The organism is Planococcus sp. A6 (genome assembly GCF_028823615.1).
GTDB lineage: Bacteria > Bacillota > Bacilli > Bacillales_A > Planococcaceae > Planococcus.
Window position 1 is genome coordinate 19,038 of record NZ_JAPEHT010000032.1, and the last position, 11,377, is coordinate 30,414.

Annotated in this window: 11 protein-coding genes; 2 read left to right on the plus strand and 9 right to left on the minus strand. The window is 51.1% G+C overall.

Annotation, left to right across the window (positions count from 1 at the left end; genetic code table 11):
* Positions 1 to 21: 21 nt before the first annotated feature.
* Together ON064_RS06785 and ON064_RS06790 are read right to left on the minus strand one after the other, a co-directional pair.
* Positions 22 to 663, minus strand: coding sequence for a flavin reductase family protein (locus ON064_RS06785; RefSeq protein WP_274624184.1), 642 nt, complete (start codon positions 661 to 663; stop codon positions 22 to 24).
* Positions 664 to 681: 18 nt separating this feature from the next.
* Entirely contained in the window at positions 682 to 969 is a 288-nt protein-coding gene (locus tag ON064_RS06790; RefSeq protein ID WP_274624185.1) for a hypothetical protein, read from the minus strand.
* 292 nt (positions 970 to 1,261) lie between these two features.
* Here ON064_RS06790 and ON064_RS06795 point away from each other — a divergent pair, with 292 nt between their 5' ends.
* Positions 1,262 to 2,434 carry a DUF2157 domain-containing protein gene (locus tag ON064_RS06795; protein WP_274624186.1) on the plus strand — a complete coding sequence of 391 codons (1,173 nt, stop codon included), beginning with the start codon at positions 1,262 to 1,264 and terminating at the stop codon, positions 2,432 to 2,434.
* Positions 2,431 to 2,877 carry a GDYXXLXY domain-containing protein gene (locus tag ON064_RS06800; protein WP_274624187.1) on the plus strand — a complete coding sequence of 149 codons (447 nt, stop codon included), beginning with the start codon at positions 2,431 to 2,433 and terminating at the stop codon, positions 2,875 to 2,877. Before ON064_RS06795 ends, ON064_RS06800 begins: the two co-directional genes overlap by 4 nt.
* Positions 2,878 to 2,970: 93 nt before the next feature.
* On the opposite strand, the gene ON064_RS06805 is transcribed toward ON064_RS06800, so the two are convergent.
* Genes ON064_RS06805 through murJ form a run of 7 tightly spaced genes read right to left on the minus strand, consistent with a single transcriptional unit; the run spans position 2,971 to position 11,113 of the window.
* Positions 2,971 to 4,149, minus strand: a complete 1,179-nt coding sequence (locus ON064_RS06805; protein ID WP_274624188.1) for a glycosyltransferase family 4 protein — start codon at positions 4,147 to 4,149, stop codon at positions 2,971 to 2,973.
* 16 nt (positions 4,150 to 4,165) lie between these two features.
* Positions 4,166 to 5,242, minus strand: coding sequence for a hypothetical protein (locus tag ON064_RS06810; RefSeq protein ID WP_274624189.1), 1,077 nt, complete (start codon positions 5,240 to 5,242; stop codon positions 4,166 to 4,168).
* Between the two features lie 46 nt (positions 5,243 to 5,288).
* Positions 5,289 to 6,467, minus strand: a complete 1,179-nt coding sequence (locus ON064_RS06815) for a glycosyltransferase family 4 protein (RefSeq protein WP_274624190.1) — start codon at positions 6,465 to 6,467, stop codon at positions 5,289 to 5,291.
* A 15-nt stretch (positions 6,468 to 6,482) separates the two neighbouring features.
* Positions 6,483 to 7,103, minus strand: coding sequence for a sugar transferase (locus ON064_RS06820; protein ID WP_121298045.1), 621 nt, complete (start codon positions 7,101 to 7,103; stop codon positions 6,483 to 6,485).
* Positions 7,104 to 7,117: 14 nt separating this feature from the next.
* Positions 7,118 to 8,296 carry a UDP binding domain-containing protein gene (locus ON064_RS06825; protein WP_274624191.1) on the minus strand — a complete coding sequence of 393 codons (1,179 nt, stop codon included), beginning with the start codon at positions 8,294 to 8,296 and terminating at the stop codon, positions 7,118 to 7,120.
* On the minus strand, positions 8,296 to 9,579 hold the full coding sequence (locus ON064_RS06830) for a hypothetical protein (protein WP_274624192.1): 1,284 nt from the start codon (positions 9,577 to 9,579) through the stop codon (positions 8,296 to 8,298). Before ON064_RS06830 ends, ON064_RS06825 begins: the two co-directional genes overlap by 1 nt.
* 19 nt (positions 9,580 to 9,598) lie before the next feature.
* On the minus strand, positions 9,599 to 11,113 hold the full coding sequence (gene murJ / locus ON064_RS06835) for a murein biosynthesis integral membrane protein MurJ (protein WP_274624193.1): 1,515 nt from the start codon (positions 11,111 to 11,113) through the stop codon (positions 9,599 to 9,601).
* Positions 11,114 to 11,377 lie beyond the last annotated feature (264 nt).

Below are 11,377 nucleotides of genomic sequence, written 5' to 3' on the forward strand. Positions count from 1 at the left end.
CATCCCTCCCCGTGGTCGCGGCTACTCCCGGTCTTTATCTACCGGCGGCCGCAGATATTCCTCCAAATGCTCATTCGGCAACGAAAACATCGATTCTACAGGCGAATAGTTCCCGGCAAGCCGACCGATCGGCGCGAGCTTTTTCGTATCGATCCGTCCCTTGTCATATAATTCATCCTGGATGTGATAACGCAGCACTTTGCCGATGACGAGATGATCGTCGCCAAGCGGAATGACCTGCACCAGCTCACATTCCATGCTGACGGGAGATTCTTTCACGCGCGGCACTGAAACCACTTCAGATGACACAGGCGTCAATCCTACGTATGCGAATTCATCGACGTCCGGCGCGACATGCTCGCCACTTCTCGCCATTTCATTCGCGAGTGGTGCGGAAACGATATTGACGACAAACTCGCCCCGCTCCCGGATATTCGTCAAGGTGTCTTTCACTGTCCCTGCCCTTGCCTCGACCCCTTCACCGATCGAAAAGATCAACATCGGCGGATTGCGCGAAGCGACTGTAAAAAAACTGAAAGGCGCCAAATTCAACTCGCCGCCCGACGAGACGGATGAGACCCAGGCAATCGGCCGCGGCAACACGCTGCCGATCAGCAGTTTATAATTTTCCTTGCTCGTTTGTTGTGCAGGATCGATGATCACGAATGTCCACTCCCTTTTCTATTCCTCCGAACCGTTCTGCTTCGAATGGTCAATCGATTTTTGAAGCAAATAGCCGAACAATGAGATTCCCGCCAAATACGGCAGGATCATCATGCCGAAACCGGTCCCGAACTCTTCCATAGTTCCCGTAGCTTGAAGATACAGCCCCCAAGCTATGTAAAGTACATACCCGACTGCCACAAAACCAAGCCAGATGTATCGCTTTAGCCACCATGGCAATAATAGCGGCGCCAGCAAAAATACCCCCAATTGGATGTGGCCCATCCATTCATATACAAACTCCACCACTTTCACGCTCCAGCCTTTATGAAATCATCAAGCCCAATCTCCAGCGTCGCCCAACCCAGTTTTTCATTCTTTAAGATAAGTTTAATCTTTCGCCACAAAGCAGCTTTAACCCTTTTTATGTGAGTTTTTTCCTGCAAATAATGCAAAATTTTATGCAAGTATAGTTTACTATGAACGCAATTATTACGCGCTCCGAATTACTAAAATAGACCTAGAAAATAGGAACGTTTTCTGTTATTTCTGACAATATAGGTTTATAATACAGTTAATAATTAGGGAGGTGTCCTATATGGAATGGGAACGCAAACTCGCCAGGTGGCGGGCGGAAGGGCTTATCGACCAAGAGACGACTGAGCGCATCCAGGCGTTTGAAACCCGTCAGCCGAAAAAGCGCAAATTGCCTCTTTTGCTCGTCATCGGCTTGATCTTTTTTGCGCTTGCCGTCTTCAGTTTTATCGCTGCCAACTGGCAAGCCATACCGGCGCTCTCAAAAGTCGGCATGGTCGTCTTGCTCATGTGGATTTTCTATGTGCTCGCTTATTTCTCCGAGAAAAAACATTTTGGCCATCCGATCATTTTTCAGGTGCTTGGATATGTGATGTTCGGTGCGAGTTTAGTTGTAACTGGCCAAACCTTCCATCTCGGCACCGGTTCCAGCATCGTTCCGTGGGCGCTGTTCATTGCCGCCATCGCCCATTTCTTCATCTGGCGCCATGCCGCATTCACCGTATTGGCGTTCATTAGCGGAATCACCATCCTGACCTCGGCAGCTCCCGGCATTGGCTTGATCGAATGGCTGCTGTTCATCGCCGTCACACTCGCTTGGCTGTTCCTGAGCAAAGACTGGCCGACGATGGTTTTCAGCTGGCTCTTGTTGTTCGGTTCCGGCTTTCTCGTATGGAGCATATGGGACATCGACAGCCCGCTCGTGCCGATCTGGACATTGTTCGCACTCACCTTGCTGTTGCTGGTGATCCCAAAAGACAAACAACAGCTATTGAGACCGCTTTACTTGATTGTCGGAGGGATCCAGTTGATCGTCTTCCTGGCGATTCGCGGGGAAAGCGATATGGCTTTCGCCGAATTGACCATGCCTGAATCGATCGCTCTTGCAGTGGCAGGGGCAATAGTGCTCGCACTCGCCTACTTCCGCGAACGCCATTTGATGTGGCTCGGCGTACTCGGGCTTGTCGGCTTCATGCTCTTCGATGAAACGGCCATCGCCTTAGCCATCGTCGCGGAATTGACCGCGCTTGCCTATTTGGTCATCGCCCAGCGCCAAGATCAACCGCTCGCTTTGGGCTTCGTCTATTTCATCGTCGTGCAATTCGTCATCTACGTCATTTACGCGTGGGAACGGCTCGACATGTCGCTGTTCTTCCTGATCGGCGCCATCCTGCTGTTCGTGCTGTCAGGCATCGCCTGGTGGCTTAACCGCAAGAAAGAAGGTGCAGTGACATGAAGAAATGGCTAATGCCTGCTCTGCAGACCGTCTTTGTCGCATTGCTCGTCGTCAGCTTCTACGCTACTTCCTGGTTTGGCGATCAATACTTATTGCGTGCTGAACCTTATGACCCGTTCGACCCGTTCTACGGTGAATACGTTATGCTTCAGTATCCGGACCTCGACGCGCCTGCCGGAATTTCCGACGGCGCCGTCTACTTCACCTTGACGGCAGGTGAAGATGGCTACGCCGTCATCGACCGCATCGAGGAGCAGCCGTTCTTCGGCGCCATCAACGGCAGCAAATACGACCGCCGCATCGTCGCCCCACAGCTTGAAAACTTTTACGTTGAGCAAGGCCGCGGCCCAGAACTGGAAGAAGCAGTCGACCTCGAAGTCACCATCGACGTTGCACCATGGGGCTCCATACGCCCGATCAGCATTGCCCCAAGAGAAGAGTAATAGCATAAACAAAACCCGGCATACAACATGCCGGGTTTTCGTTTGGCTTGAATCCATTTTGCAATCAGGAAACAGATTAAGTTCAGGCACATTTCACTGCACTTCACCGAGCACACTCGAGCGTTCTAGCAAGCAGCTTCGGTAATATTGATCCATTTCTTCCCATAAGGCTTCATTGCTGAAATTCTGGCGTACCCATTCCTGGCCATTTGCCCCCAGCTCTTTACGCAGCATAGGATCGCTGATCAATTTGTCCAGTTTTCCCATGACATCTTCGTGGCTGTCAGGGTCGACCAAATAGCCGGTTTCCCCGTCCACCAAGGTGTCGCGCGCGCCCGTGACGTCCGCTGCAATGACCGGTATCCCCGTCAGCGCCGCTTCCGCCGACACATTGCCGAATCCTTCGCGTTTTGTGAGGAATAAAAACAGGTCCATCAAATGATAAAACGGTACGGGGTCCAATTGGTAATCTTCGTGGACGATATGCGGATGACTGGTGATTGTTTCGCGCGTCCACTCGGAAACTGCATCCGCCGATTCGTAATCGCCGACAATGAGCAGCCTTAAATTCGGGTGCTGCCCATGCAGCTCGGTGAACGCACGCACTGTTTCGTCAATGCCTTTATCTTTCGTGATCCGCCCCATTGACCCGAGAACAAGTTCGTCGCCGGTCCATCCATAAGCTTGACGCTTTTCCTCCACACGCCGTTTCATCTCGTCATCCAGTTCAAAGCGCTGCAGGTCGAAGCCATTGACGCTGCCATGCCCGAGAATCTTAATTTTATCGGCAGGCGCAATGCCAAGCTCGACAATTTGGCGCTTCAGGCTCGGCGATACTGCAAGCATATGGGTTGAAGACGCTGCAGCGATTTTCTCTGCCATCAGCAAGATCTGCCGCTTGATCCCCCCAGTCGTCTCGAGGCGCAAGCCTAGCACATTATAGATGCGCACGGGCACCCTGCAAAAGTAAGCAGCGAGCGACACGATCAATCCCGCTTTCGGCGTTCCGGCATTGACGATATCCGGCTTTTCGGAGCGGATGACACGGATGCAAGCGAACAGCGATTCCAAGTCTTGCTTCAAGGCGATTTCGCGCTCCATATTGACGTGCAGCACCTTCACTCCCTCTTGTTGTTCAAAGATTTTGGCGTAGCTTCCCTCTGAAGTCAATGCTTTCACTTCATAGCCGTGCGTTTCCAATGTCTTCAATTGCCCCCTCACCAATTGAAGGCTTTGCGCAATGGTCATGGCGTGCAACACTTTCGCTGACATGATGGATCGCTTCCCTTCAAGCCCCTTGCACCGTTTTCACAGATGCAATCGGGCTGCCGATTTGTTCGAGTAGTTCCTTCGCATAATGAGTGGCGTTATTCTTTTTCACGGAAAACACTTTCTCGCTGCCCCGGATCAATTTCGTCAAAACTTCGCGTTCATTGGCGAGTGCCTGGTCGATGTTCAATTCGGGATTGAAGAATTCATACGCCGTCAGCAATGGCGAGCGTAAATAATTGAATTCATAACGGTTTAAGTTCATCAGCTTCTGGAGCGCTACGGCTTCAGTTTGTTCCGCGACATAATCATCGCCGCGCTCAAGAATGGCGACGTGCGTCACTACTTGATGGTCGAGTATCGATTGTTCACCAACGTACTCTGTAATTGGGTCCGGCTTTTTGAAGCTGATATATTCCATCACCGGCAAAAGTTTATCGACGCGGTTCTTGATTTTTGCGCCCATCCCCTGCTCGACAGTGGAGTAATAGCGGAATGTACTGGTCCACGGCACGGAATGGATCGTTTTGCCGTCTGTGATGGCCAGATCCTCTGCGATGAATTCGGCGCCGTGCTCCATGCAAGCCGTCATGCTGCTCAATGTCTTGCCAGTATCCGGCGGAGCGAACACCGTCAAGGTCGATTCATCTTTCTTGAATGCGGAACAATGAATCGGCGCATAGCCTTTTTTCAATAACAATAGTGTCGCAAGATCGGTCATGATATAGCCGATGGAATGAAGGTTCATGATCCGGTGGGTGATGAGTTTATAATAAGCGCGGTTGACGGTGATTTTCGGTTCGTCCGTTAAAAACCCTTCCGCACGGATGCGCATGCGTCCCTTACCGGCATAATTTCGTGTGTAATAGATTTTGTCCGCTCCCGGCGTGCCGCTGAAATAATGGTATTTCCCCATCGCTTCATGTTCGGCGTCATCATTGAATTCCTTCATCTCGACTTGCATGCGGACCACGCAGCGTTCATATTGTTCCATCGTGCCTTCGGGAACGTTATGGCCGTACGACCAGCCGAAATTTTTGATATTCGTTTTGACACCCAGTACTCCAGCAGACGCAATATAATAATATGTTTTCAAATGAAACTCCCCTTTGTTTTTGATTTTCCCCGCATGACCTGAACCCTTAGTTCAATTCGCCGGCTGGTACCAGCGATTCGCTGAGGCAGTTTTTATAGAAACTGTCCAGCTCTTTCCATAGCACCTCGTTGCTGAAATGGGTGCTTGCCCATTCCCGCCCGGCTTCCCCAAACCGTGCGCGCAAACTGTCGGATGCTATCAATTTGTGAATCGTTTCCGTGATTTCCTTTAAGTTCTCAGGATCCACCAATAAGCCCGTCTTCCCGTCCACAATCGTATTCCGTGCACCCGTGACATCGGAAGCGACGACCGGCAGCCCACATAAAGCCGCTTCGATCGACACATTGCCAAAACCCTCACGTTTCGTCAGGAATACGAAAATGTCCATCACATGGTAATACGCTACCGGATCCGGCAGAAACCCGGTTTTGATGATTTTCGGATTGTTCTCGATTTCCCGTCTCACTTCTTCTTCTACCGGGTCATCGTCCTCGTAATCACCGACGATGAGCAAACGCAGCTGCTCGTTGTCCCGGCTTAACAGCTTGAAGGCGGCAACCAGTTCATTGACTCCTTTGTCTCTTGTCAGCCTGCCAACAAACCCGAGAACGATATGCTCTTTGCTGAGTTTATAGCGATGGCGCAGTTCATTTCCGGCTGCCTCAATTTCAGGGGTGCTCTGGAATCTCGCTACATCAAATCCGTCGCCACTGCCTTTCCCGAGCACACTGATTTTTTCTTCATCGGCGATGCCGAATTCGATCGCCCGCTCCCGCAAGCTGTCCGATACCGCCAGGCAGTGCGTCGCAGAAGACGCAGCAATTTTTTCCATAGTCAACAATAAGCTGCGCTTCCATCCCGCAGTCGTCTCCATCCTCAAGCCCCTCATCGTGTAGATTCGCACAGGCACGCGGCACATCCGCGCCGCCATAGTGACGACCAGGCCGGCTTTTGGCGTGCTGGCATTGACGACTAAAGGGCGTTCCCTGCGAAATAGCGTGATGCACCGGGCAAGCGATTGCAGATCGTGGAGCGGCGAAATGCCCCTATCCATCGATAGTTCAAGCATCTCCACTTGTTCACTTGCCCGAAACTCCTCGAAGCCAGGGCCTTTGGAACTCAATGCTTTCGGCTCGAATCCACGTGTTTTCAAATAACGCAATTGGCCATCCATAAAGCTCAAACTTTCCGAAACAGTTACGGCGTGGATCAGTTTCGTTGTCATGGCATTACCCTCCGCTCAGCTTTTTTCATATATTTCTTCTGTCCGGAACACTTTGACCACCGTCTGCATCAAGATGTACAAATCGAGTCGCAAGCTTTTGCGGTTGATATAATCGATATCGATGTCAATTTTTTCGTCCCAGCTTAAACTGTTGCGCCCGCTCACTTGGGCGAGGCCCGTAACACCCGGTTTCACCATCAGTCGCTGCTTCTGGTAATCGTTGTAATTGTCGGTCTGGTCGGTGACAGTGGGGCGCGGCCCGATGAATGACATATCGCCTTTGACGATGTTGATCAGCTGGGGCAATTCATCGATGCTTGTTTTGCGGAGGATATTGCCGATTTTTGTAATGCTCGGGTCGCCGTCGAATGGATCGATGCGGTTGCGCTTCTTATCGCGACCATGCTCCATCGTCCGGAATTTATAGATGGTGAAATGCCGTCCGTAAAGGCCGCCGCGCTGCTGCTTGAACATGGCAGGGCCTTTCGACTCCAGGCGAATCAATAAGGCGACTGTTAACAATAATGGTGATAAGACCAATAACATCAAAGTGGCAATCACGACTTCCAGGAACCTCACCGCTGCGTTCGAGCGCTTCGGCCGCTTTTTCTCTTCACTGAAATCTCCAACAATCATGGGCTGCCTCCTCCTCACATTCTCCATAAAGTCACCTTCTCCGGTTTTTCATTCCGTTCAAGTATGCTTTTGACATCAAAGACATAGCCTTCCTTGCCTTCGAGCAAACGCTCGAATAATTTCCATCCTGTTTTCCGGTAAGCTTCATGCGGTACCGCAAGTATGACCGAAACCGCTGGAAGCAGTTCCTCCTGCTTTGTCAGCAAAACGCCTCCCACGCATTCCGCCTGGCCCAGTTCGAGTCTGGCATCCGTGACTTGAACATCCATGCCGTATTCTTGAAGCTCCGAGACGAGTTCGAGCACCCCCGTTTCCGGCACTTCGCTTGTTCCGTCTTCTTTCGTGAGGCCAAGCACCGTGATGCGCGCTTCGTGGATGATGACTTCGTTCTGGATCAATTTCTTGATAATCCGCTGTGCCACTTGCCTCCCTTTCTGCTCGCCTTTGCACCAGAATTGGTCCACTCCATGCCATGGCACGGGATTGTCTCCGAGGAGATCTGGTTCGAATTTGATGAATCCCCGCTTCGTATTGGCAGTTTCCAATACATCATGCGTATCGATTCCCTGCTGGTTCAAGGTCAGCGCAACTTCGTTCATCAATGCGATATTCACTTCTTTTTGGGCGATTTCGAGCAATTGGGCGGCTTCTGCGACACGGATCGATTTCGCTTTGTAAATACCTCCGTCATGGATAGGTTCGAATAAATCTGCGAGATAATCGGTGACGGGGCCGCTTTGCCCGGCAATCACTTTGCGCATTTTCGCAACCTTGCCTTGGGGTTCACTGACTTGCCATCTGGATGGGGCGAAACCGACGAAAAATTCCTTTCCGGCGATAAAACCTGAATACTGCTCGATCAAGGGGATGCAAATTTCTTCGGTTGTGCCAGGGTACACCGGGGCTTCAAAAATGAGCACCGAGCCTTTTTTTATATGCCTCCCGACAATTTGGCACAACTCCGTAAGCGCATCCAAGGTATAGACGGGGCGCTTCGATCCTGTCATCAGAAGGATGCCGGCATCAGCCAGTTCGCCGGCTTGATCGGTAAAAGCAATGCCTTTTTCATCGAATCTTGCTCTTTTGGAGCGATCCGGATCGAATACGATGACCGGATAAACCGTGCCGAACGTTGTTGCCGCAAGCAAGCTTGTTTCCCCGGCCCCAACAATTGCGATTTTTAAGTTTTCCATCATGAGCCCACCTTCTCCCCCTTTTTCCCCGTCCATTTCATTTTGGTGAATTCCAGCAATTGCTTGCTATTCGCTGCTCCGAACGACAGCAATAATAGCGGGATGATTTTATTGCGGTGCCGCATCGCCGTTCCGGCACTTTGCGTCCCGTAGGAATAGATGAAAACGGTCATCCCGATCACCAGCAAGATGAATATTTTCGTCCGCACCGGCATTTCGCTCCGGAACAGGCCATAAAGCGTAGCGCCGATCAGGAACAAGTAAACGCTGGAATCAAACAAGAAGCTGACAATATCCCCGCCTCCCCGCCAATCGAGCGGCAGCGGCGAAAACAGGAAGTAGAACATTTTGAGCGGTGCAACGAGCAGTGCCGCTATCCCCGATAATCCACTGAAGCTTGCCAGGTAGACCGAACCGCCTTCAGCGAAAATCTCGTAATCGACCGTTCCGCCTTCTTCCGTGACGAATTTACTCAAGAAGACATCGGAGTTCTGGAAAACGAGGAATGCGATGCCGCCGACAAACAACAAATAGATGAGAGGCGTCGAAATTTTCCTGCCCATCTTCCCGCGCTCCAACCAGACGAACGAGGCGATATAGACGAGCAGCAAGCCGATCATGCCGGTATGGAACATCATCGCCAGAATCGACAGCACGACAGCCCAGCCGAACTGGAGGAACGAGCGCTCCCCGATCCAGCGCAGGAAATAATAAAGCGACACGGTCGTAAAGAAAATGATCAATGCTTCCCGCAACAGGATGCTCGACATGAAGATACTGTTCGGCATAAGCGTGAAAATAAGCAACGCGATAAAGCTCAATTTCTTCTCGATCTGCAAATAGTTCAAGGACTTGAAGAGGAAGACGGCCGAGAACACCCAACAGGCGATATTGAGGAATTGCGAGTAAACCCGCTGCTCCCCAATCATGTAGTAAAGCCCTGACAGAAACGGCACATACACCGTCGAAGTCTGGTCCAGCGGATATTGCCCGTTGGCCACCATTACGGAAACTTCATGGAAATATTCCGTATCCGTGCCGCTCGAGAAAATCCCGATCGATGGAACATACAAGTCGATGAACAAAATGACCACCCGCACCGCGAACCCGGCAAAAATGACGAACAGCCATTCATTCTTCAAATTGCGGTATAGATACAACGAAATGGCGACGATTCCTGTAAAGACGAGAAGCATCCCATATCCATCTCCTGGCGGAAGAAAATCTTTGATTAAAAACGTTGCCAGAATCTGTATCACAAAAAATCCAAGTACATAAATCATGAACCCCCACCCCCTTCTTTCAACGTTTCGCCAATGCCATCAATCGCGACTTGTAGTAGGCGATATCGCTCAATTGCAGCGCCCACAGCATCGCCGCATAAACAATGACCCCCGTCAATACGCCGATGAACAATGCCGGAATATCGCCCACTGCCAGTAAGGAAACTGTGAATGCCGTTCTTGCCGCGATGCCCATGACGATTGCGGCGAGTATGCCTTTCGCCAAGTCGACCATAAGCCGCCGACTGTCGAGCGAACCGATTTTCCGGACCAGCGATGCATATAACAGCACCGTACTGACGATTGCCGCGATGCTGGTCGCAAGCGCCAAGCCGTTCAGCCCGATAACGCGTGATAGCACCAGGTTCAATGCGACATTCAAAAACATCGCGCCGAATGCGTTGATCATCGGCGTCCGTGAATCTTCCAAGGAATAAAATACTTTCGACAACACTTCACGCAGACCGAAACCGAGCAAGCCCAGCGCGTAGAAGAACAATAAACCCGTCGTCATCGCAATGGCACGTTCCTCAAACGCCCCGCGCCCGAACAACAGCTCCGTGATCTGCCGTGCAAAAATCATCATGCCGACCGCAGCGGGAATGACGATCAACGACACCGTCGTAATGATCTTGCCGACGACGCCTTTCAATTCCTCTATATTTTTCCTCACAGCCAATTTCGAGATTTTCGGGAACATCACTTTCACGACCGCCAGTACGAAAATCGCCTGGACGAAGAATACGATGCGGTGTGCATAGGTCAAGGCGGAAATCCCGCCTTCCGCAAGTTGTGAAGCGATCGTCCGGTCGACCAGGATATTGATTTGGTCAGCCGACACCCCGATGATGACCGGGATCGCGAGCATCATCATCTGCTTCAAATCTCGGTCTTTCAGGTTCAGCACCATTTGATGGCGATAACCGCTTTTGCGTATTGCCGGCACCATGTACAGAAACTGCACGATGACCGCAATGACCGTTCCGATGGCTAGCATCATGATGTCCATTTTCGAACTGACCACAATCGTCGTGATCAGCAGCACATTCAGCGGCAAGCCGCTCAGCACCGTCGGTAGGAAACGGTCTTTGACTTCCAGGTAACTGGTGAAGATGAAGATCAAGGCAGTAAAGTAAAGCGTCAATGAAATAATCCGCGTGAACAGCACCGCGATGCGCAGCGTCTCTCCTTCAAACCCGTAGGCGAACAATTTGACGATCGGCACGGGGAACACCACGAGCAAGATGACCAGCACCGTCGACAGCAGCATGACCGCGTTGGTGACGTTCGCTGTGAAGCGCTCTGCCGCTACATCGCCCCGCTCTTCACGGATTTTCGTGTAGACCGGGATGTAGCTCGCGGCGATGCCCATGCCGATAAACGCAAAGAACACTGTCGGGATATCGGTCGAGATCAAGTAGGCGTCGGTCAATCCATCGGCACCGTAGAAAAACGATAGGAAGATATCCCGTGAAAAGCCGAGAACTTTCGTGATGATGACGACGAACATGATGGCGATGACTGTTTTTTCCATAGTTTCAACCTCTTTTGCGTTCATTCTGGAAGCCAAGATCCGCTCCCGAAGCAGTGATGCAGCATATCATTTGATCCGGCCATCTGTTTGCGGCGGCGATCCTCCTTAGAATTTGGCGCGGACGGAATCCTGTTGTTGTTAATCCTAGGGGACAGAGGTTAAAAGAGGGTTAAACTGTTTAGGTGTTTTTAAAAAGCTTTGGGGAATTCAAGAGTTTTTTAATGTGGAAGAGAGCTGTAAAGATCGTGTAGTGGAGATTGCGCT

What these genes read in the sequence shown, in the direction of transcription:
- ON064_RS06795 (WP_274624186.1), top strand. Translation starts at nt 1,262, where the DNA reads ATGGAATGGGAACGCAAACTCGCCAGGTGGCGGGCGGAAGGGCTTATC.
- ON064_RS06800 (WP_274624187.1), top strand. Translation starts at nt 2,431, where the DNA reads ATGAAGAAATGGCTAATGCCTGCTCTGCAGACCGTCTTTGTCGCATTG.
- ON064_RS06805 (WP_274624188.1), bottom strand. Translation starts at nt 4,149, where the DNA reads ATGTCAGCGAAAGTGTTGCACGCCATGACCATTGCGCAAAGCCTTCAA.
- ON064_RS06815 (WP_274624190.1), bottom strand. Translation starts at nt 6,467, where the DNA reads ATGACAACGAAACTGATCCACGCCGTAACTGTTTCGGAAAGTTTGAGC.
- ON064_RS06820 (WP_121298045.1), bottom strand. Translation starts at nt 7,103, where the DNA reads ATGATTGTTGGAGATTTCAGTGAAGAGAAAAAGCGGCCGAAGCGCTCG.
- ON064_RS06825 (WP_274624191.1), bottom strand. Translation starts at nt 8,296, where the DNA reads ATGGAAAACTTAAAAATCGCAATTGTTGGGGCCGGGGAAACAAGCTTG.
- ON064_RS06830 (WP_274624192.1), bottom strand. Translation starts at nt 9,579, where the DNA reads ATGATTTATGTACTTGGATTTTTTGTGATACAGATTCTGGCAACGTTT.
- murJ (WP_274624193.1), bottom strand. Translation starts at nt 11,113, where the DNA reads ATGGAAAAAACAGTCATCGCCATCATGTTCGTCGTCATCATCACGAAA.